The sequence below is a fragment of the Nonomuraea sp. CA-141351 genome, assembly GCF_050944675.1.
GTDB lineage: Bacteria > Actinomycetota > Actinomycetes > Streptosporangiales > Streptosporangiaceae > Nonomuraea.
The window spans coordinates 4,762,966-4,784,417 of sequence record NZ_CP191982.1; the positions used below are offsets into that span (position 1 = coordinate 4,762,966).

Sequence of the window (21,452 nt, forward strand, 5' to 3'; positions counted from 1 at the left end):
GCTCCGCCCCGCCGCCATCGAGACTCGAGGCCCATGCGCACTTACCGGGAGCTGTTCGTCGCTCCGGAGTTCACACCCTTGTTCGTCTCCTCGGCGGCCCAGGTGGCGGCCCAGACGGTCAGCGGGCTCGCCCTCGGCACACTCGTCTACGCCGCCACGGGGAACCCGCTGCTGTCCGGGCTGGCGATGTTCGGCCCCGCGCTGGCCCAGCTGGCCGGGGCGGCGACACTGCTGTCGGCCGCCGACCGGTTACCCCCGCGCGCCGCGCTGACCGGGCTGGCGCTCGTCCTCGCGCTCGGCACCGCCATCCTGTCGATCCCCGGCCTGCCGGTGTGGGCGGTGCTCGTGATCCTGCTGGCGCAGGGCGCGCTCGCGTCGCTGGGCGGCGGCGTCCGGTACGGCCTGCTCAACGAGATCCTCGCCGGCGGCGGGTATCTGCTGGGCCGCTCCGCGCTCAACATGGCCTCCGGGGCCATGCAGATCGGCGGGTTCGCCGTCGGCGGCGTGCTGGTCGCGGCCCTGTCGCCGCGCGGCACGCTGCTGGCCGGCGCCGCCCTGTATCTGGTGGCGGCCGCCGCCATGGCCTGGCTCAAGAAACACCAGCCCCGCGCGGAAGGACGGCCCTCGCCCGCCGAGACCTGGCGGAGCAACGCCCTGCTGTGGTCGTCCAGGCCGCGCCGCCGCGTCTACCTCGCCCTCTGGGTGCCGAACGGGCTGGTCGTCGGCTGTGAGTCGCTGTTCGTCCCGTACGCTCCCCAGCACGCCGGCCTCCTCTTCGCCTGCGCGGCCGCCGGCATGCTGGCCGGCGACGTGCTGGCCGGGCGATTCGTCCCTCCGGCCTGGCGGATACGGCTCGTCACCCCGCTGCACCTGCTGCTCGCGGCCCCGTACCTGATCTTCGTCCTGAGTCCCGCGACCCCGGTCGCGGCGGCGGCCGTCACCATCGCCTCGACCGGATATGCGGCGAGCCTGCTGCTCCAGCAGCGACTCATGGAGCTGACCCCGGACGAGCTGAGCGGGCACGCGCTCGGCCTGCACTCCTCCGGCATGCTCGCCATGCAGGGCGTCGCCGCGGTCCTCGCGGGCGCGCTCGCGCAGCGGACCTCGCCCGCGGCGGCCATGGCCGTGCTCGCCGCGGCCTCCGTCGCCGTCACCGTGTTCCTTCCGGTACGTCCTGAGCCGTCGCCAGGTGCCGCAGCCCGCCCGCAACGCCACCTTCGGGCATGACCCGCGGAAGTTCACCCAGGTGCTCAACGACGCTCAGATCTGCCCGGTGTCTGGAGGCCGCTTCTGAGGGTACGGGCGAGGCCATGGACAGCCTGGTCAGAACACCTGTCGCGCATCCGTACCGGCCGCGCGAGATCGATGTCGAGCCGCTGCGCCGGCGGCTGGAGGAGACCGTGGACGGCGAGGTGCGGTTCGACACCGGCAGCCGCGCCGTATACGCCCGGGACGGCTCCAACTACCGGCAGGTCCCCATCGGCGTGGTGGTGCCCCGCACCCTCGACGCCGGGGTGGCGGCGGTGGCCGCGTGCCGGGCCCGCGACGTGCCGGTGCTGTCACGGGGCGGCGGCACCAGCCTGGCCGGGCAGTGCTGCAACGCGGCCGTGGTGATCGACTGGTCCAAGTACTGCGGCGCGGTGGAGTCCGTGGATCCCGCGGCCAGGAAGGTCACGGTGCAGGCCGGGGCGGTGGTGGACGCGGTCGATCACGTGCTGACGCGGGAGGGGCTGATGGTCGGCCCCAAGCCGTCCAGCCATCCGACGTGCACGATCGGCGGCATGATCGGCAACGACTCGTGCGGGGCGTCCGCGCAGGCGTACGGGAAGATGGCGGAGTCGGTGCTGCGCCTGGAGATCCTCACCTACGACGGCGTCCGCGCCTGGGTCGGGCCGACCGACGACGCCGAGTACGCCAGGATCCAGGCCGAGGGCGGGCGGCTGGCCGAGATCTACCAGCAGCTCCGCCGGCTGCGCGACGACACCATGGAGCTGGTGCGCACCCGCTTCCCCAAGCTGGAGCGGCGCGTGTCCGGCTACAACCTGGACGAGCTCCTGCCCGAGAACGGCTTCAACGTGGCCCGCGCCCTCGTCGGCAGCGAGGGCACGTTGGTCACCGTGCTCCGCGCCGAGCTGGCCGTGGTGCCGAAGCCCGCCGCGCGGGCGCTGGCGGTGCTCGGGTTCGAGGACATCTTCGCCGCCGCGGACGCCGTACCGGCCGTCGCCCGGCACAGGCCCATCGCGCTGGAGGCCATGGACGAGAACATGCAGCGGCTCGCCCAGCAGGAGCATCCCGGGGATCCCGCGCTCCGCGACCTGCCGGAGGGGGCGGGCTGGCTGCTGGTGCAGTTCGGCGGGGACACGCCGGACCAGGCGCGCGAGCGGGCCGACGAGCTGATCCGTGACATGAGCGAGCACGCGACGCACACCTTCCTCGGCGATCCGGCCAGGGAGGACCGGCTGTGGCGGTGGCGCGAATCGGGGCTGGGCGTGGAGGCGTACCCGCCGACCGGGCAGCAGACCTACGAGGGCTGGTCGGACGCGGCCGTGCCGCCCGAGCGGCTGGGCGAGTACCTGCGTGACTACGCCGAGCTGCTGCGCCGCCACGGCTACCAGGACTCCGCCCTCTACGGGCACTTCGGGCAAGGGTGCGTGCACGGCAGGCTCCCGCTCGACCTGCACACTGACGACGGGATCGCCAACTACCGGGCGTTCGCGGAGGAAGCGGCCGACCTGGTGGCCGCCTACGGCGGCTCCCTGTCGGGGGAGCACGGCGACGGGCAGGCGCTGGCCGAGCTGCTGCCGCGCATGTTCGGTGACGAGGTGGTGGAGACGTTCGGCCGGTTCAAGGCCGTCTTCGACCCACGGAACCGGATGAACCCCGGCAAGATCGTCCACCCGCACCGCCTCGACCAGGATCTCGCCCAGCGGCACTTCTACCCGCTGGAGCCCCGGCACAAGTTCTTCGACTATCCGGAGGACCACGGGCGCTTCGGGCATGCCGCCACGAGGTGCGTCGGCATCGGGAAGTGCCGCCAGCACACCTTCGAGGGCGGGGTGATGTGCCCCAGCTACCGGGTGACGCGCGAGGAGGAGCACTCCACGCGCGGGCGGGCCCGGCTGCTGGGGGAGATGGTGCGGGGCGAGCTGATCACGGACGGCTGGCGGTCGAAGGCCGTGCGTGACGCGCTCGACCTCTGCCTGGCCTGCAAGGGCTGCAGGTCCGAGTGTCCGGTGAACGTGGACATGGCCACGTACAAGGCCGAGTTCCTCGCCCACCACTACCGGCACCGGCTCCGGCCGCGCGAGCACTACTCCCTGGGCTGGCTGCCGCTGTGGTCCGCGCTCGCCTCCGCCGCGCCCGGCGCGGTCAACGCGCTGACGCACGCGCCGGGGCTGTCGCGGCTGCTGAAGGCCGTCGCGGGGATCGCGGCGGAGCGGGACGTGCCCAGATTCGCGAGGGAGCGGTTCACCGACTGGTTCAAGCGGCGGGGCGCGTCGCCGCCCGGTACGCGGGGGAAGGTCGTGCTGTGGGCCGACACGTTCACCAACAACTTCGATCCGCACATCGGGCAGGCGGCGGTGAGCGTGCTGGAGGCGGCCGGGTTCGAGGTGCATGTGCCGCCGGTGCCGCTGTGCTGCGGGCTGACCTGGATCTCCACGGGACAGCTCGCGACCGCCCGGCGGGTGCTCGCCCGCAGCGTGCGCGCGCTGCGGCCGTGGGCGGAGACCGGGGTGCCGGTGGTGGGGCTGGAGCCCAGCTGCACGGCCGTGTTCCGCGCCGATGGGCCGGAGCTGCTGAACACGCCGGACACGCGGCTGCTCTCGGAGCGGACGCTGACGCTGGCGGAGCTGCTCGAGTCGCGGGCGCCCGACTGGCGCCCGGCCTCCTCCGGCGGTGAGGCGGTGGCGCAGGTGCACTGCCATCAGAGCGCCATCATGGGGTACGACGCCGACCGGGCGGTCCTCGACCGCTTCGGGATCAGCACGGAGGTGCTGAACGCCGGGTGCTGCGGACTAGCCGGAAATTTCGGATTCGAGCGCTCGCACTATGACGTGTCGGTGGCCTGCGCGGAGGAGTCCGTCTGGCCCGCCGTACGAGCCGCGAGCCCGCAGCAGACGATCCTGGCCGACGGCTTCTCCTGCCGTACCCAGATCGCCGCCGCAGGAACCGGCCGCCGAGCCAGCCACCTGGCCGAGCTCCTCGCCATATCACTGCAGCACCCGGGTGCTTGCAAGTGATCTATTCCAGCACCCTTAAAGGGCGTCGCAAGGTTTTTCATTCACGTTTTATTCATGCGACGTCTAATCAAAATCATTTCGCCTGTGATCGCAGGCTTGGTCGCCGCCGCCGGTTTCTCCGGTGCGGCCCGGGCCGCGGGGCCCGTCAGGCTCGATGCGTATTACGGGCAGCGGGTGGCCTGGTCCTCGTGTGGCAACGGATACCAATGCGGCAAATTAAGAGTGCCGCTCGACTATTCGAGGCCCAACGGCAAGCAGATTAAGATCAGCCTGGTCCGGCTGCCGGCCACCGGTAAAAAGATCGGCTCGGTCGTGCTCAACTTCGGCGGCCCCGGAATATCCGGCGTCGACTCCTTGAAAGCGAGCAAGGAGATCGTCTCCGACTCCATCCGGCAGCGGTTCGACGTGGTGAGCTTCGACCCCCGAGGCGTCGGCGGGTCGGCTCCCGTGCGCTGCCTGGGCACGCTCGGCCTCGACGCGCTCTTCGCCACCGACCCGACCCCTGACAACAGCACCGAGGTCAACCAGGCCAAGCAGTGGGCCAAGGTGTTCGCCGGTGCCTGCAAGGCCAACGCGGGCAAGCAGTTCCTCGCGCACGTCGGCACCGGCGAGGCCGCCCGGGACATGGACGTGATGCGGGCCGCCCTCGGCGAGGCGCGGTTGACGTATCTGGGCTGGTCGTACGGCACCTACCTGGGCGCCAGGTACGCCGACCTGTTCCCCACGAGGATCCGCGCCATGGTGCTCGACGGCGCGGAGAACCCGAGCCAGACGGGCGCCGAGTTCGCCCAGTCGCAGGCCCTGGGCTTCCGCGTGGCGACGGAGTCGTTCCTGCGCGACTGCTTCAAGGCCAAGGGCTGCCCGTTCAGGCAGCACTCGATCGGCGCGGCGTGGAAGAAGCTCGATGCGCTGTACAAGCGGGCCGACCGGGCGCCGCTGCGCAACACCTACGACGGCCGGCAGGTCAGCGAGGCCGTCGCGCGCACCGGCGTCATGAGCGCGCTGTACTCGGCGGGCGAGTGGCCGGCGCTGCGCCGGGCGCTGGCGGCGGCGTTCAAGGGCGACGGCACGTACCTGCTGGTGCTCGCCGACCAGTACAACGGCCGCCGGCCCGACGGCAGCTACGACAATCGGTACGAGGCGCTCATGGCCATCAGCTGCGTCGACCATCCCGAGTCGCGCTGCCCGTACTGGCCGGTCAAGGGCACCGGGTTCGCCAAGCAGGTGCGGGCCCAGGGGTCGCCGCCGATCGTGGTGGTGGGCACCACCCGTGACCCCGCCACGCCGTACAAGCTGGCCCAGGCGCTGGCGTCCCAGCTGTCGAACGGCGTGCTGCTCACCAACGACGCCGACGGCCACACCGCGTACCACGGCGGCTCGACCTGCGTGGAGAGGCAGATCGACCGGTACCTGATCACGGTCGCCCCGCCGCGCCCCGGCACCTGCGCGGCCAGCGCCTGAACCCGCCGTTCCCAGTCCCACACCACGGTGTGGGACTGGTGTCGTTCGGGTCAACCCTGGCCGTGCCTGCGCCGGAGCGGGGCTCTGACGGGAGAGATTGGCGGACGTAGCCGGAAATGCCCTCCCGAGGAGCCCATGGAGTCGCTGCTGGTCCTGCACGCGGTGGCGGCGGTCTGCGCTCCCTGGCTGGTCAGGCGCGCGTCACTGGCCGTGCTCGCGCTCCCTCCGGCCGCGGCCTTCCTCGCCACGGTGCTGGGGTTGCCCGCGCGGGAGACCAGGACCTGGGCGCCCTCGATCGGGCTGGAGCTGGCCTTCCGCGTCGACGCGCTGGCCGTGCTCATGATGTCGCTGGTCACCGGTGTGGGTGCGCTGGTCATGATCTACAGCGCCCGCTACTTCCCTCGCGGCGACGACGGGCTCGGGCGCTACGGCGTCTTCATGTCGGCCTTCGCCGGCTCGATGCTGGGGCTGGTGACCGCCGACAACCTGCTCCTTCTGTACGTCTTCTGGGAGTTGACCACCGTCTGCTCCTACCTGCTCATCGGGTACGACCCCGAGAGCAGGCCGAGCAGGCAGGCGGCGCTGAAGGCCCTGGGGGTCACCACGTCCGGCGGCCTTGCCATGCTGGCCGGGTTCGTCCTGCTCGGGCAGGCCGCGGGCACGTACCGTATTTCGGACATCGTCGCGCACCCGCCGCACGTGAGCCCCGTCGCCATCGTGCTCATCCTGGTCGGCGCGCTGTCGAAGTCGGCGATCTTCCCGTTCAGCACGTGGCTGCCGGCCGCCATGGCCGCTCCCACGCCCGTCTCCGCGTACCTGCACGCGGCCGCCATGGTGAAAGCGGGGGTGTACCTGCTGGCCAGGCTCGGCCCCGCGCTGGGAGACGTGGCCCCCTGGCGAGCGGTCGCCGTGCCGCTCGGCGTGGTCACGATGCTGCTGGGCGGGTGGCGGGCGCTGCGCGAGACCGACCTCAAGCGGCTGCTCGCCTACGGCACGGTCGGCCAGCTCGGCCTGCTCACGGTGCTGTTCGGCTCGGGGGACGGCGGCGCCGCGCTGGCCGGCGCGGCCATGCTGCTGGCGCACGCGCTGTTCAAGGCCGCGCTGTTCCTGGTGGTGGGCATCGTCGATCACATGGCCGGCACCCGTGACCTGCGCGAGCTCAGCGGGGTCGGCCGGTCGATGCCATGGGTGTGCGGGGTCGCGGTGCTGGCCGGGGCGTCGATGCTGGGGCTGCCGCCGCTGGCGGGGTTCGCCGGCAAGGAGGCCGCGCTGGAGGCGCTCATGGACACGCCGCTCGCGCTGGGGGGCGTGGTGGCCGGGTCGGCGTTGACGGTGGCGTACACGCTGCGGTTCCTGTGGGGGGCGTTCTGGGACAAGCCGGGGGTGGCGGCGCGGGAGACGCGTCGCGCGCCCGCGGCCATGTTCGGGCCCGCCGCGCTGCTGTCCGTGCTCGGCCTGGCGCTGGCGCCGTTCGCGCCCTGGTACGGCCACGAACTATCCGGATATATCGGGACTTTTCGTGATAAGGGGCACGTCACGCATCTGGTGCTGTGGGGCGGCTTCTCCCTGCCGCTCCTGCTGTCGGCCATGTCGGCGGCTGCCGGGGTGGCGCTGTTCCTGGCCAGGGAGCCCGTGGCCAGGGCAGGGGCGGCGCTGCACGTGTTCGACTCCGGGCAGATCTTCTGGTCGCTCGTACGGCGCCTCGACCGCTTCGCCATCCAGCTCACCGGCTTCGTGCAGCGCGGATCCGTGCCCGATTACCTCACGCTCACCCTGCTCGCCGTGATCGGCGTCGGCGTGTTCTCCCTCGTGTCCGGCGGCCCGCCCCGGCTCGACGTGCCCGTCGTCGCCTGGCAGCGTCCCGAGCAGCCCGTCGTCGCCCTGCTCATCGTGGCATCGGCCGCGCTGGCGCTGTTCGCCCGCGCGTACATACTCCTGGGCGTCGTCGTAGGCCTCATCGGGTACGGCACGGCGCTGCTGTTCCTCGTCCACGGCTCGCCCGATCTGGCGCTCACCCAGTTCCTGGCCGAGACGGTGAGCCTGGTGGTCTTCGCGCTTGTGCTGCGGCGGCTGCCGATCGGCCCGATCAGGGGGCGGCTGCCGTTCTGGTTCAGGATGGGGCTCGGGCTGGCCGTGGCCGTGGTGGTCACGGGCGCGGGCATGCTGGCCATGGGCGCGCGGACCGCCCAGCCGATCGGCGCTCTCATGGGGGCGGCGGCCGAGCAGGCCGGTGCCAGGAACATCGTCAGCGCCCTCATCGTCGACATCCGTGCCTGGGACACCATGGGCGAGAGCACGGTGCTCGTCGTGCTGACCCTGGGCGTGACGAGCCTGGTGTTCCTGCGGCGCAGGTCGTACCACATCGAGCCGGGCCCGCCCCTACCCGCCGAGGGAACGCGCTGGTTGTCGGCCACCCTCCCGCGCGGGCAGCGGGCGCTGGCCTTCGAGGTGGCGGCCAGGCTGACGTTCCACACCGTGCTGGTGCTGTCGGTGTTCCTGCTGTTCATCGGGCACAGCGCGGTCGGCGGCGGGTTCGCGGGCGGCATCGTGGCCGGGATGGCGATCACCGTTCGCTACCTGGCGGGTGGGCGGAACGAGCTGGCCGTGGCCGTCCCGGTGCACGCGGGCGTGCTCATGGGCATCGGGCTCACGCTGTCCACGGGGACGGCCCTGGCCGGGCTGCTGTTCGGGCGGGCGGCCCTGGACATGCTGGCCACGGACATGACCGTGCCGCTGCTCGGCCACCTGCACCTGAGCACGGGGCTGCTCTTCGACCTCGGCGTGTACGTGTCCGTCGCCGGCATGGTCCAGGACATCCTGCGTGGCCTCGGCGCCGAGCTGGACAGGCAGATCGACGCCGAGGAGAGCGCGTGACCGTCACCCTGCTGCCGTTCCTGGCCTGCTGCGCGATGATCGCCACCGGGGTCACGCTGCTGCTGGAGCGGGGCCTGGTACGCGTGCTGGCCGGCGTCATCGTCCTGGGCAACGGCGTCAACCTGCTGATCGTCACCGCGGGCGGCGACGCCGGCGCGCCGCCCTTCGTGGGCGCCCGCGGGATCGCCGACCCGCTGCCGCAGGCCATGGTGCTGACCGCCATCGTGATCACTTTGGGGGTGACCGCGTTCCTGCTGGCCCTGGTGCACCGGTCGTGGCAGCTGTGCGGGAGCGACGAGGTCCAGGACGACACCGAGGACCGGCGCGTGCGGCTGCGTTCCCGCCGCGGCGAGCTGAGCGACGCCGTACGCACCAGGCAGAACGCCTACCGGCGGCTGCTCGCCGAACAGCGGGCCGAGCTGGCCCGTCTGGAGGCCGAGCAGGCGGAGCGGGAGCGGCTGCAGGAGGCGGACATGGAGCGGCGCATCGCCAGGGTGCACACCGAGCTCGAGCAGTGGATGCGCGACCGCCGCCAGGAGGGGCTGTCGGAGGAGGACATGCATCGGCGCTTCGAGGAGGCCGGGCTCCGGGACGACACGGTGGCCATGGACAACCTCGAGCGGATCGAGGAGCTCCGGGAGCAGCACGCGCGGGGGCGGGAGGAGCAGGCGGCCAGGGAGCGGGCGATGCGGAGGAGGCTCAAGGCGCGCCAGCGGGATGCGCGCCGGCAGATGCGGGCGGCCATCAGGGAGGAGCGGGAGCGGCAGGCCCTCGCGCAGGACCCCGAGCTGGAAGGCGAGGACTGACCCCATGGACCGCCCGATCCCGCCCTTTCCCTCGAAAGGACCGCAACCCTGGCCGCCGGGGTGGACGCGCTCCCACCGCACGCGGTTGCGATCCCTTGGAGGGGAAGGAGAGCGCGCCGCCGACGACGGGGTGCCCGGCCGCGAGGGGCGCGGGTGATGGAGCGCCTGGTGTGCGTACCCGTGCTGCTGCCGCTCCTCGCAGCCGGGGTGAAGCTCGCGATCGGGGGACGGCTGCGCCGGCTGCAGTCGGCGATCAGCTTGGTGACCCTGGCCGTCTCGGTCGTCGTGTCGGCGCTGCTGCTGGTCGCGGCCGAGGCGCGCGGACCGCTGGTCACCGACCTGGGCGGGTGGCCGGCGCCGATCGGCATCTGCCTGGTGGCCGACCGGCTGTCCACGCTGGTGCTGCTGGTGTCGTCGGCGGTGACGTTCTTCGTCATGGTCTACTCGGTCGCGAACGCCTACGCCGAGCAGGAGCACGACGCCCCCCTGGCGATCTTCCACCCGGCCTTCCTGGTCATGGTGGCCGGGGTGGCGGACGCGTTCCTGTCGGGCGATCTGTTCAACCTGTTCGTGGCCTTCGAGCTGCTGTTGAGCGGCTCGTACGTGCTGCTCACCTTCGGCGGCACCGAGTCGAGGATCCGGGCGGGCGCCACGTACACACTGATGGCCCTCGCCTCGTCGATGTTGTTCCTGATCGCGCTGGCCGTCACGTACGCCGCCACGGGGACCCTGTCGCTGGCGCAGCTCGCCGAGCGGTTCGCCAGGCTGCCCGAGGAGGTGGCGATGCTGGTGGAGCTGACGCTGCTGCTCGCCTTCGCGATCAAGGCGGCGATCTTCCCCATGTCGGCCTGGCTGCCCGACTCCTATCCCACCGCGCCCGCCCCGGCGACGGCCGTGTTCGCCGGGCTGCTCACCAAGGTCGGCGTCTACTCGATCATCCGGCTCGAGGCCCTGCTGTTCCCGGGCGGGCCGGTGTCCACGCTGCTCATGTGGGCGGCGCTGGCCACGATGCTGGCGGGCGTGCTGGGCGCGGTCGCGCAGACCGACCTCAAGCGGATGCTCTCGTTCACCCTGGTCAGCCACATGGGGTACATGGTGTTCGGCGTGGGCCTGTCCACGGTGGCCGGGCTGGAGGGGGCGATCTTCTACATGCTCCACCACATCACCGTGCAGACGAGCCTGTTCCTGGTGACCGGGCTGGTCGAGCAGCGCACCGGCACCACGTCGGTGTCCAGGATGGGCGGCCTGATGAAGACCGCGCCGCTGCTCGCCGTGCTGTTCTTCGTGCCGGCCATGAACCTGTCAGGAATCCCGCCCATGTCGGGCTTCCTCGGCAAGGTGCTGCTGGTGCAGGCCAGTCTGGCCCACGGCGGGCCCCTGCCCGTCACGTTCGTGGTGGCGGGCCTGGTGACGAGCCTGCTCACCCTGTACGCCGTCGCCAAGACGTGGGCCAAGGCGTTCTGGGGCGGCCCGAGGGCCGTCCGGGCGGGCACGGTCATGGAGAGCGAGGAGTACACGGGCGAGGACCCGACCGTCACGACGACCGCGTTCCCGGTGGCGCTGCCGGCGGCGGTGGCGGCGCTGGTCGTGATCGGGCTGTCGTTCACGGTGCTGGCCGGACCGCTGTCGGCGCTGGCGCACCGGGCGGCCGTGGAGCTGACGGCCCGCGAGCCGTACGTCGCGGCCGTGCTCGGGAGGCGGCCGTGAAGCCCCGGCTGGCGCTGATCGCCTGGCTGGCGGTGGTGTGGGTGACATTGTGGGGCGACCTGACGGCCGGCAACGTGCTCGGCGGGCTGGCGGCAGGGCTGGTGGTGACGTCGCTGCTGCCGCTGCCCGTCCTCGACCCGGGCATCAGGATCCACCCGGTGGCGCTGGTGGGCTTCCTGCTCTGGTTCGGCCGGGACCTCGTCGTCTCGACCGCGCGGGTGGTGCTCTGGGTGGTGCGGCCCGGCGTGCCGCCCACCCAGATCGTCCGGGTACGGCTGCGCACCTCGTCGGAGTCCATGACCGTGATGATCATGATCGCGCTGTCGACCGTGCCGGGCAGCCTCGTGGTGGAGCTCTACCGCGAGGAGCGCGAGCTGGTCCTGCACGTGCTGGGACGCCCGGGTGACGTCACCGAGGCCGTGCGTGCGGACGTGGCCGGGCTGGAGTCGCGTGTCGTGGCGGCCTTCGGCACCTGGCGGGACAGGCAGGAGCTGCCATGACGGTGGTGTACCTGGTCACGCTCGGGCTGCTCGGGTGCGCGGCGCTCGCCACGCTCTACCGGGTGGGGCGCGGGCCCACGATGCTGGACCGGGCGGTGGCGCTCGACGTGCTGACCTCGCTGTCGATGTGCGTCGTCGGGGCGTTCGCCGTGGTCATGGACGACTATTCGGACCTGCCGATCCTGCTGGTGCTGTCGTTGCTGGGGTTCGTCGGGTCCGTGTCGCTGGCCAGGTTCTTCTCGGGGAGGTCACGATGAGGGAGGCGCGGTGAGCGCGTTCGACGTGGCGGCGGCCGTCTGCCTGCTGCTGGGCGCGGGGCTGGCGCTGTCGGCCGGAGCCGGGCTCGTCCGCTTCCGCACCACTTTGGACCGGATGCACGCCGGCACCAAGCCGCAGGTGCTCGGCGTGCTGCTGGTGCTGCTGGCCATGTGGCTGCACCGGCCCACCTGGGCGAACGCCGGGCCGCTGCTGCTGGCGGGCGTCTCGCAGGTGATCACCGTGTCGGTGGCGGCGTACATGGTGGCGCGGGCGGCCTACTCGCGCGAGCGAGCCGACGACGACACCGAGCTCCCACCGGAGGACTGATCCTTCTCGGACCGGTTGAGCGCCGCCTGGCCGAACCAGGTCCACAGGGCCAGCGCCGCCAGGATCCCCGCGGTGGTCCAGGCCAGCGCGGGGCCGAACAGGTAGTCGATCACGAGCATGGTGGCCGTGGCCATGGAGATCGCCAGCGCGAGCGCGCCCACGATGCCGTAGTTGTTGGAGCGCCGTACCAGCGTCTCCTTGCGGCCCTGCCTGAACAGCACGCGGTGCTGCGCGGTCGGCGCGATGTAGCAGATCGACGCGACCGCGGCGCTGACCAGCGCCGCGTAGAACAGCCACCGGTCGGCCAGGTCCAGCTTGGAGAATCCCGGCGAGAAGGGCACGGTCAGCAGGAACGCGAACAGCACCTGCACCCCGGTCACCGCCACGCGCGCGCCCTGCAGGAGCTCCACGAAGTTGCGGTCCGCCCGCTCCTGGTCCGACTCGTTCTTCACGCCGCCTCCCGCCTATGGAACGAGAGAATCCTCTTTCCTCGGCAAAGCGGGCTAAAACATCTGGTTGAGGATCTTGGCCGGGGTGATCGGCAGGTCGCGCACGCGGTGGCCGGTGGCGTGGTACACGGCGTTCCCGATGGCGGCGGCCGTGCCGACGATGCCGATCTCGCCGATGCCCTTGCTGCCCATGGGGTTGAGCTCGCTGTCGTCCTCCTCCAGCCAGACCGCCTCGATGTCCGGTACGTCCGCGCAGGCCGGGACGTGGTACTGGGCCAGGTCGCGCCGGAGGAAGCCGCCGAACTCCTCGTCGGTGAACGTCTCCTCCATCAGCGCCATCCCCATGCCCATCGTCATGCCCCCGATGAACTGCGACCTGGCCAGCTTGGCGTCCACGATGTGCCCCGCGGCGAACACGCCGAGCAGGCGCGAGAGGCGGACCTCGCCGGTCACGGAGTTCACCCGCACCTCGGCGAACTGGGCGCCGAAGGCGTGCCTGGCCAGCTCCGCGGCCTGCTTGACCTCCTCGGTGGTGTCCGCGCGGCCCACGGTGCCGTTCACCTTGAGCGCCTCGCAGGCCCGCACGATCGCCGTGCCCCACGAGGCCGTCCCCATGGAGCCGCCCGCGAGCGGCGCGTCCGGCAGGTCGCTGTCGCCCAGCTCGACGTGCACCCGGTCGGGCGGGACGCCCAGCGCGCCGGCCGCGATCGTGGTCAGCGCGGTGCGCGCGCCGGTCCCGATGTCGGTGGCGGCCACCTGGACCAGGAAGTCGCCCTCCTTCATGGTGACGACGGCCTTGGACGGCCGGCGGTAGGCCGGGTAGGTGGAGGAGGCCACGCCGATGCCGATCAGCCACTCGCCGTCCCGCCGGTGCCCGGGGCCCGGGTCGCGCCGGTCCCAGTCGAAGCGTCGGGCACCCTCGCGCAGGCAGGCGACCAGGTTGCGGGAGCTGAACGGCCGGCCGCTCTCCGGCTCCATCTCCGGCTCGTTGACGACGCGCAGCTCGATCGGGTCGATGCCGGCGGCGTACGCCAGCTCGTCCATGGCGGACTCCAGCGCGTACATGCCGGGGCACTCGCCCGGGGCGCGCATCCACGACGGGGTGGCGACGTCCAGCCGGACGAGCCGGTGCGCGGTGCGCAGCGCGGGCGTGGCGTACATGACGCGGGTCGGGGTCGCGGTCTGCTCGGCGAACTCCACCACCGTCGAGCTCTGCTCGTAGGCCACGTGCTCCACCGCCGTGAGCCGCCCCTCGGTGTCCGCGCCGAGGCGCAGCCGCTGGATCGTGGGCGTGCGGTAGCCGGTCACGTCGAACATCTGCTGCCGGGTCAGCACGACCTTCACCGGGCGGCCGACGGCCCTGGCGGCCAGCGCGGCCAGCACGGCCTGCGGCCTGGTCGTGCCCTTCGAGCCGAAGCCGCCGCCGACGTGCCTGGACACCACGCGCACCCGCTCCCTGGGCAGGCCGAAAGCAGCGGCCATGATGTCGCGGTTCGCGGAGGCGCCCTGCGCGGTGTCGTACACCAGCAGCCCGCCCTCGGCGTCCCACAGCGCCAGGGTGGCGTGCGGCTCCATCGGGTTGTTGTGCAGGACCGGGGTTGTGTAGGTCACGTCGATGCTGGTCTCGGCCGCGTCCAGCCCGGCCTCGATGTCGCCCTTCACGGTGTCGCACGGGTAGTCGGGGTTGACGACCTCCGGCTGGTACAGGTTGGGGTGGTCGGCGCGCAGGGTCACGTCATGGATGTCCTGCTCGTACTCGACGACGATCGCGTCCGCGGCGGCGCGGGCGTTCTCGTACGTGTCGGCCACCGCGGCGGCCACGATCTGGCCCCGGTAGGCGACGTCGCGGCTCTGGAACAGCGCCAGCTCGCCCTCGGCCTCACGGGCCAGCCGGGGCGGTTCCTCGCTGGACAGCACGGCCAGCACGCCGGGCATGGCGAGCGCGTCGCCGGCGTCGATCCGCTTGATGCGGCCCTTGGCGATCCGGGACTGCACGGGGTAGGCGTAGGTGACGCCCTCGACCGGGTATTCGGCCGCGTACGTGGCCAGCCCGGTGACCTTGACCTGGCCCTCGATGCGGTTCACGATGCCAGCTCCTCGAGCGTGCGGACGATCAGGTTACGGGCCAGGGGCAGCTTGAAGGCGTTGCGCGGGAGCGGCCGGGCCTGCTCCAGCTCCGCCTCGGCGGCGGTGAGGAACGCCTCGCCCGTCGCGGGGCCGCCGATCAGCACCTGCTCGGCGCGCTCGGCCCGCCAGGGCACGTGCGCCACGCCACCGAGCGCCACGCGGCAGCCGGCGACCACGCTGTCGCGGACGTCGAGCACGGCGGCGATGGACACGAGCGCGAACGCGAACGACGCCCGCTCGCGTACCTTGCGGTAGAGCGAGGCGCCCGGCGGCGGCGCGGGCAGCTCCACGGCGGTGATCAGGTCACCCGGCTCCAGCACGGTGTCCCGCTCGGGCGCGTCGCCCGGCAGCCGGTGCAGCCCGGGGATCGGGATGATCCGGTCACCGCCCGGGCCGGTGACGTGCACCTCGGCATCCAGCGCGGCCAGCGCGACCGCCATGTCCGAGGGGTGGGTGGCCACGCAGGCGTGTGAGGTGCCGAGGATGGCCAGGTTCGTGTGGTCGCCCTCGATGGCAGGGCATCCGGAGCCGGGCTCCCGCTTGTTGCACGGCCTGGTCACGTCCTGGAAGTACGGGCAGCGGGTGCGTTGCAGCAGATTGCCGGCGACCGTCGCCATGTTGCGCACCTGGCCCGACGCGCCGCTCAGCACGGCCCGCGCCAGCATCGGGTAGCGGGAGCGCACCAGGGGATGGGCCCCCAGATCGCTGTTGCGTACGGCGCCGCCGACGCGGACCCGGTCGCCGACCTCCTCGATCACGTCGAGCGGCAGCCGGCTGACATCCACCAGGCGGTCCGGTTGTGCCACTCCGAGGCGCATGAGGTCCACGAGGTTGGTGCCGCCGCCCAGATACATGGCGCCGGGCCCGAACCTGCGTACCGCGTCCGACGGGCTCTCCGCACGGGCGTACTCGAAGGTCTTCACGGCGCGACCTCGGCGATCGCGCTGACGATGTTGACGTAGGCGCCGCACCGGCACAGGTTGCCGCTCATCCGCTCTCTGATCTCCTCCGGAGTCAGGTCCGGGTCGGTGAGTATGTCGTCGGTGATGGCGCTCGGACCCGGCTCGCCCAGCATCCCGGCCGCCGAGCAGAGCTGCCCCGGCGTGCAGTAACCGCACTGGAACGCGTCGTGTTCGATGAACGCGGCCTGAAGAGGGTGTAGATCGTCCTCCCGGCCCAGCCCCTCGACCGTGGTGATCTCCGAGCCGTCCATCGCGACGGCCAGCGCCAGGCAGGAGTTGGCCCGCCGCCCGTCGATCAGGACCGTGCAGGCCCCGCACTGCCCGTGGTCGCAGCCCTTCTTGGCGCCGATCAGTGCCAGCCGTTCGCGCAGCAGGTCGAGCAGCGACATCCGAGGGTCCACGTGCACCGCGCGGGACACGCCGTTCACCTTCAGGGTGATGTCCATGGCGCACGCCTACCCGAGGTCCAGACGAGACAACCCCTGAGGGCGGTAAAGCGGGAGCCCCCGGATTTCGTCCCGTTTTGTGCCTTCGTCGGCGGGTAGCCGAGCGGGATGAGCCGGGCGATCGACGAGCAGATGACGGAGTCGGCGGCGGTGCTCACCGTCAACGCCGGCTCGTCGAGCCTCCGCCTCGACCTCGTGGAGGGCGGTTGCGTGCTGGACAGCGCGCATGCCGAGCGCGCCATCGACCCGGGCTCGGCCAGGGAGGAGCTGTCGGCGTTCCTCGGCGGGCACTTCGGCCGCGACATCCGTGCCGTGGCGCACCGCCTCGTGCACGGCGGCGACTTCGTACACGCCCCTGCCGTGGCCGACGACGAGACGGCCGCGGCGCTGCGCGGCCTGACGAGCCTGGCGCCGCTGCATCTGCCGCCGGCGCTGGCCCTGCTGGAGGCGGCCCGCGAGGAGTTGCCGGCCGTGCCGCACGTGCTCTGCCCGGACACCGCTTTCCATGTCGGGCTGCCGGAGGAGGCCGCGGTCTACGCGCTGCCGCTCTCATGGCGGGAGCGGTTCGGCCTGCGCCGCTACGGCTTCCACGGCGTGTCGTACGCGTGGGCGGCCGACCGGACGGCCGAGCTGCTCGGCAAGCCGCTGACCGAGCTGGACCTCGTGCTGACGCACCTGGGCGGCGGGTCCTCGGTGTGCGCGGTCTCGGGCGGGCGCAGCCTGGACACATCCATGGGCTTCACGCCCCTGGACGGGCTGCCCATGAGCAAGCGCTCGGGCAGCGTGGACCCCGGGATGCTCCTGTGGCTGCTCTCCTCGGACCATCTGACGCTTGAGGAACTGGGCGAGGGGCTGGAACGGCGCTCCGGCCTGCTCGGGCTGTCGGGGGGCCTGTCGGGGGACACACGCGACCTGGTGGCGGCCGCGCAGGAGGGGAACGCGGCGGCGCAGCTGGCGCTGGACGTGTTCAGCCACCGGGTGAGCAGGGAGATCGCCGCCGCGGCCACCTCGCTGGGGCGGATCGACGCGCTGGTCTTCACGGGGGAGATCGGCTGGGACCAGCCAGAAGTACGCGAGGCCGTCTGCCGGCGGCTGGGCCTGCTCGGCATCGAGCCTCCCGCCCTGGGCAACCGCCACGACGACGGACCCGTCAGTCCGTTCGGTTCGGCCGTCCCCGTCATGGTGGTCCAGGTGCGGGAGGAACTGCAGCTGGCCCGCGAATGCCTGCGGATGCTCGCGGAGGAGGACGAATGACGGTTCTCGACGAGGTACGCCGGTCGGCACTGCCGCTGACCGGCCCGGGGGACCTCGACCCGCTGCTGGAACGTGTGGGCGAGGCCAGATTCGTGCTGATCGGCGAGGCCAGCCACGGCACGCACGACTTCTACGCCTGGCGGGTGGAGCTGACCCGCCGCTTGATCGCCGAGAAGGGATTCGGGTTCGTCGGGGTCGAGGGCGACTGGCCCGACTGCGAACGGGTGCATCGGGCCGTAACCGGCGACGCCGATCCCTTCGAGGCGCTTTACGCATTCCGGCGCTGGCCGACGTTCATGTGGGCCAATCACGAGGTCGTGGAGTTCTGCCGGTGGCTGCGGCGCTGGAACTCCGGTTTCCCGCCGGACGAGCGCTGCGGCTTCCACGGCCTCGACGTCTACAGCCTGTGGGAGTCGCTGCGCGCCGTACGGCGCTACGCCGCGGGCCAGCTGCCTGACGAGATGGATTCGGTCATGGGCGCGCTGTACTGCTTCGAGGCCTACGGCCACGACCCGCAGCAGTACGGCCTGGCCACCCGGCTGATCCCGGAGACCTGCGAGGACGAGGTGGTGAACCTGCTCAAGTCCGTGATCCACGCGGCTCCCGAGGACGAGCAGGGTTTCAGCGTCCGGCAGAACGCCGAGGTCGTGGCCGGGGCCGAACGCTACTACCGGACCATGATGCGGGGAGGCCCCGAATCATGGAACGTTAGGGACATCCACATGGCCGACACCATGGACAGGCTCGCGGAGTTCCACGGCGCCGGTTCTTCCGGGGCCAAGGGCGTGGTGTGGGCGCACAACACGCACGTCGGCGACGCCCGCGCCACGGACATGGCCGCCGCCGGCATGACCAACCTCGGGCAGCTCGCCCGGGAGCGGCACGGCCGGGACGCCGTGCTGGTGGGGTTCGGCACCCATCGCGGGTCCGTGGTGGCCGCCGACCGGTGGGGCGCCCAGCACCACGTCATGCGGGTGCCGCCCGCGCGGCCCGCGTCTCTGGAGGCGCTGCTGCACGACGCCGCCGCGCCGGAGGCCCTGTTCGTGGTCCCGCCCGAAGGGGCCAGGGCGGCCTTCTACGACGAGCCCATGGGACACCGGGCGATCGGCGTCGTCTACCATCCCGAGCGGGAGCGCTGGGGCAACTACGTGCCCACGGTCGTGGGCCGCCGCTACGACGCGTTCATCTGGCTGGACGAGACCAAGGCGCTGCACCCGCTGCACGGCGAGCCGTGGGGAGACACCGAACCAGAGACTTACCCGACCGCCATGTGACCGTTTGTCGGTGGCGGGTGGTTGGATCTCTCGTGTGGAGGCGTCGGTCGAGCAGCTCGTCTACGTCCGGGAGGACGAATACACCGTCGCGCGCATGAGTGCCGACGGCGAGCCCGGCTTCGTGGCCACCGGGCGGGCGCTGGCCGGGGTGCAGCCGGGCGAGACGCTGCGGCTGTTCGGCGAGTGGGGCAGGCATCCGCGTTACGGCCGCCGGTTCGCGGTGAGCGGGTGCGAGCGGGTGGCGCCCTCGTCGGTGCGGGCCATCCGGATCTACCTGGGGTCGGGGTTGATCAGGGGGATCGGGCCGCGGCTGGCGTACGCGATCGTCGACCACTTCGGCGAGGCCACGCTCAAGGTGATCGACAGCGAGCCCGAGCGGCTCACCGAAGTCGTCAACATCGGGCCGCAGCGGCAGGGCCAGATCGTCCAGGCGTGGCAGGAGCAGAAGGCGATCGCCGCGCTGATGGTGACGCTCCAGGGGCTCGGGGTCAGCCCCCTGCTGGCGGCCAAGATCTACCAGGTGTTCGGGCAGGACGCCGACGAGGTCCTGGCCACCGACCCCTACCGGCTGATCGGGCGGGTGCGCGGCATCGCGTTCCGCATCGCCGACAAGATCGCGCTGCAGTCCGGGGTGCCCGAGCGCAGCCCGCAGCGGGTCAAGGCGGCGCTGCTCGACCGGCTGGAGGCGGCCGGCAGCCGCGACGGCCACTGTTTCGTGCCGATGTCCACGCTGGTGAGGGAGACGGCGGAGCTGATCGAGCAGGACCAGTCCCTGGTGCGCCCGATGATCGACGCGCTCGTCGCCGACCGCAGGGTGGTCGTGGAGGCCGGCCCCGACCAGCTGGGCACACCGGTGGTTTACGCCAAGCACGTGCACAGCCGTGAGGCGGCGCTGACCGAGCAGATCACCCGGCTCACGCGCGCCCGCTCGACCCTGCCGCTGCGCTCCTTCCGCGACGACCCCGGGCTCCACGACGACCAGCGCGCCGCCGTCAACATGGCGTTGACCAGCACCGTCTCCGTCATCACCGGCGGCCCCGGGTGCGGCAAGAGCCACACGGTGAAGGCCATCGCGACCACGGTCAGGGCCGCGGGCGGCACGGTGACGCTCACGGCGCCCACGGGCAAGGCGGCCAAGCGCCTGTCCGAGCTGACCGGGATGCCCGCGATGACCGTGCACCGGATGCTCGCCCAGCAGCCCGATCCCGATCCGGAGACGTTGTTCGACGAGCGGCCGTCGCAGGCCGACCTGATCGTGGTCGACGAGGCGTCCATGCTCGACCTGCACCTGGCCACCCGGCTGGCCGCGGCCGTGTCGCCCGGGAGCCACCTGCTGCTCATCGGCGACAGCGACCAGCTGCCGAGCATCGGGCCCGGCGACGTGCTCGCCGACCTGCTGCGGGTCGAGGCGATCCCGCGGGTGCAGCTCACCCACGTCTTCCGGCAGGCGGGCGGCAGCGGCATCATCGACGCCGCCCACCGCATCCGCGCCGGCCGGCTGCCGGTCCGCACGGCCGGCGGCGGGTTCTGGTTCGAGGAGCTCGACGATCCCGCGCAGGTGGCGCGGCGGGTGGCCCACCTGGCGATGGTGGCGATCCCGCGCAAGCAGAACGTCGAGCCCGGCCAGGTGCAGGTGCTGTGCCCGATGCGCAAGGGCGAGACGGGGGCCACGGCGCTCGGCCGGCTGATCCAGGACCAGCTCAACCCGGCGGCCGACGACAAGCCGGAGCACTGGTCGGGCGCGTCGGTCTTCCGGGTGGGCGACCGGGTCATGCCGATCCGCAACAACTACGACAAAGGCGTCTTCAACGGGGAGACCGGGACGGTCACGGCGGTCGTGCAGGAGGAGCGCGCGATCGAGATCCTGACGGACGACGGAGAGAGCGTTCGCTACGGTTTCGACGAGCTCGACGACCTGACCCACGCCTACGCGATCAGCGTGCACCGGTCGCAGGGCAGCGAATACCCGTTCGTGGTGGCGCCGATCGTCGCCGAATCGGGCGGGATCATGCTGCGCCGCAAGCTCCTTTACACGCTGGTGACCAGGGCCAAGGCGTGGGTGGTGCTGGTGGGCCAGCGGGAGGCGCTGGAGATGGCGGTCCACCGGCTGGGCCACCGCAGAAACACCGGCCTGGCCCGCCGCCTCGCGCTGGCTCTCGACGACTAGCACCCGTCACCGCGACTGACCTGGGCACCTCCGCGACCCCGCCGCACCTCCCTTCGGGAGAAGGAGTGTGGGGCGCCGATCACTCACGGTGTGCAAGCCGAGTGCAAAGGGCGGCCTCGCGGCAAGGAAAGGGTCAGGCCGACAGGTGCCGGCTCACTTCGTCGGCCAGCCGGTCGAGGGAGCGGTCGAGCAGCTCGCGCACCTCGTCGGCCCGTGCCCCCGAGTCGGGCTCGTCGAGGAGGGAGATGTGCACGGTCACCTCGCTCGTGCCGCCGGCCGCGTCGGACACCTGCAACCAGCCCGCATAGCCAGGGTGGTCGCGGCCACCCCACTCCACCCGCAGCTGCTCCTCCGAGGCGCGGAACAGCCCCTCGTGAGGCCCTGGCCCGGGCACCAGATCGCCGCCGGCCTCCAGAGTGCCGGGGCCGGCGTCGGCGACCGACAGGCCCTGCGGCAGCCATCTGTCCATGATGTCCACATCGGACGCGACTCCGTACACGATTGTGCTGCTCGCGGGCATGCCACGCGTCGCCTCGAACTCCGCCATCCCAGCCCTCCTTCCAATGCCACCGCCGTACCCGTGTGATCTGCTCGCAAAC

General features: G+C 72.0%; 17 protein-coding genes. 12 read left to right on the top strand and 5 right to left on the bottom strand.

What is annotated here, in order from left to right; translation table 11 throughout:
• Nucleotides 1–33 precede the first annotated feature (33 nt).
• The 9 genes from ACQPWU_RS22515 to ACQPWU_RS22555 all read left to right on the top strand — a co-directional run bounded on the left by ACQPWU_RS22515 (nucleotide 34) and on the right by ACQPWU_RS22555 (nucleotide 12,174).
• Entirely contained in the window at nucleotides 34–1,227 is a 1,194-nt protein-coding gene (locus tag ACQPWU_RS22515; protein ID WP_433443111.1) for an MFS transporter, read from the top strand.
• Nucleotides 1,228–1,310: 83 nt separating this feature from the next.
• Entirely contained in the window at nucleotides 1,311–4,241 is a 2,931-nt protein-coding gene (locus ACQPWU_RS22520; protein WP_433443112.1) for an FAD-binding and (Fe-S)-binding domain-containing protein, read from the top strand.
• Between the two features lie 84 nt (nucleotides 4,242–4,325).
• Entirely contained in the window at nucleotides 4,326–5,702 is a 1,377-nt protein-coding gene (locus tag ACQPWU_RS22525) for an alpha/beta hydrolase (RefSeq protein WP_433443114.1), read from the top strand.
• Nucleotides 5,703–5,837: 135 nt separating this feature from the next.
• Nucleotides 5,838–8,576, top strand: coding sequence for a Na+/H+ antiporter subunit A (locus ACQPWU_RS22530; protein WP_433443115.1), 2,739 nt, complete (start codon nucleotides 5,838–5,840; stop codon nucleotides 8,574–8,576).
• Nucleotides 8,573–9,382 (top strand): Na(+)/H(+) antiporter subunit C, encoded by an 810-nt coding sequence (locus ACQPWU_RS22535; RefSeq protein WP_433443117.1) that lies wholly within the window; start codon nucleotides 8,573–8,575, stop codon nucleotides 9,380–9,382. Before ACQPWU_RS22530 ends, ACQPWU_RS22535 begins: the two co-directional genes overlap by 4 nt.
• A gap of 156 nt (nucleotides 9,383–9,538) precedes the next feature.
• On the top strand, nucleotides 9,539–11,089 hold the full coding sequence (locus ACQPWU_RS22540) for a Na+/H+ antiporter subunit D (protein ID WP_433445267.1): 1,551 nt from the start codon (nucleotides 9,539–9,541) through the stop codon (nucleotides 11,087–11,089).
• Nucleotides 11,086–11,589, top strand: a complete 504-nt coding sequence (locus ACQPWU_RS22545) for a Na+/H+ antiporter subunit E (RefSeq protein ID WP_433443119.1) — start codon at nucleotides 11,086–11,088, stop codon at nucleotides 11,587–11,589. Before ACQPWU_RS22540 ends, ACQPWU_RS22545 begins: the two co-directional genes overlap by 4 nt.
• Nucleotides 11,586–11,846: a monovalent cation/H+ antiporter complex subunit F gene (locus tag ACQPWU_RS22550; protein WP_433443120.1), complete on the top strand. Its 261-nt coding sequence runs from the start codon at nucleotides 11,586–11,588 to the stop codon at nucleotides 11,844–11,846. The genes ACQPWU_RS22545 and ACQPWU_RS22550 overlap by 4 nt, the downstream gene beginning before the upstream one ends.
• Nucleotides 11,847–11,856: 10 nt before the next feature.
• The gene (locus ACQPWU_RS22555; protein ID WP_433443123.1) at nucleotides 11,857–12,174 is read left to right on the top strand and encodes a cation:proton antiporter; all 318 of its coding nucleotides are present in this window, start codon (nucleotides 11,857–11,859) and stop codon (nucleotides 12,172–12,174) included.
• On the opposite strand, the gene ACQPWU_RS22560 is transcribed toward ACQPWU_RS22555, so the two are convergent.
• Genes ACQPWU_RS22560 through ACQPWU_RS22575 form a run of 4 tightly spaced genes read right to left on the bottom strand, consistent with a single transcriptional unit; the run spans nucleotide 12,123 to nucleotide 16,158 of the window.
• Complete coding sequence (locus ACQPWU_RS22560) at nucleotides 12,123–12,626, bottom strand: DUF6328 family protein (protein WP_433443125.1); 504 nt, start codon at nucleotides 12,624–12,626, stop codon at nucleotides 12,123–12,125. The two genes, ACQPWU_RS22555 and ACQPWU_RS22560, sit on opposite strands and share 52 nt — an antisense overlap.
• 51 nt (nucleotides 12,627–12,677) lie before the next feature.
• Nucleotides 12,678–14,708 (bottom strand): xanthine dehydrogenase family protein molybdopterin-binding subunit, encoded by a 2,031-nt coding sequence (locus ACQPWU_RS22565; RefSeq protein ID WP_433443127.1) that lies wholly within the window; start codon nucleotides 14,706–14,708, stop codon nucleotides 12,678–12,680.
• A complete protein-coding gene (locus ACQPWU_RS22570) occupies nucleotides 14,705–15,673 on the bottom strand; it encodes an FAD binding domain-containing protein (protein ID WP_433443128.1) in 969 nt (322 codons plus the stop codon). The genes ACQPWU_RS22565 and ACQPWU_RS22570 overlap by 4 nt, the downstream gene beginning before the upstream one ends.
• The gene (locus ACQPWU_RS22575) at nucleotides 15,670–16,158 is read right to left on the bottom strand and encodes a (2Fe-2S)-binding protein (RefSeq protein ID WP_433443129.1); all 489 of its coding nucleotides are present in this window, start codon (nucleotides 16,156–16,158) and stop codon (nucleotides 15,670–15,672) included. Before ACQPWU_RS22575 ends, ACQPWU_RS22570 begins: the two co-directional genes overlap by 4 nt.
• Nucleotides 16,159–16,266: 108 nt before the next feature.
• Here ACQPWU_RS22575 and ACQPWU_RS22580 point away from each other — a divergent pair, with 108 nt between their 5' ends.
• Genes ACQPWU_RS22580 through recD2 form a run of 3 tightly spaced genes read left to right on the top strand, consistent with a single transcriptional unit; the run spans nucleotide 16,267 to nucleotide 20,853 of the window.
• On the top strand, nucleotides 16,267–17,412 hold the full coding sequence (locus tag ACQPWU_RS22580) for an acetate/propionate family kinase (RefSeq protein WP_433443131.1): 1,146 nt from the start codon (nucleotides 16,267–16,269) through the stop codon (nucleotides 17,410–17,412).
• Nucleotides 17,409–18,686, top strand: coding sequence for an erythromycin esterase family protein (locus ACQPWU_RS22585; protein ID WP_433443133.1), 1,278 nt, complete (start codon nucleotides 17,409–17,411; stop codon nucleotides 18,684–18,686). The genes ACQPWU_RS22580 and ACQPWU_RS22585 overlap by 4 nt, the downstream gene beginning before the upstream one ends.
• Before the next feature lie 34 nt (nucleotides 18,687–18,720).
• A complete protein-coding gene (recD2, locus tag ACQPWU_RS22590; protein WP_433443135.1) occupies nucleotides 18,721–20,853 on the top strand; it encodes an SF1B family DNA helicase RecD2 in 2,133 nt (710 codons plus the stop codon).
• A 133-nt stretch (nucleotides 20,854–20,986) separates the two neighbouring features.
• Here the strand turns inward: recD2 and ACQPWU_RS22595 are convergent, their stop codons facing one another.
• Nucleotides 20,987–21,400, bottom strand: coding sequence for an SRPBCC family protein (locus ACQPWU_RS22595; protein ID WP_433443138.1), 414 nt, complete (start codon nucleotides 21,398–21,400; stop codon nucleotides 20,987–20,989).
• Between the last annotated feature and the right edge of the window lie 52 nt (nucleotides 21,401–21,452).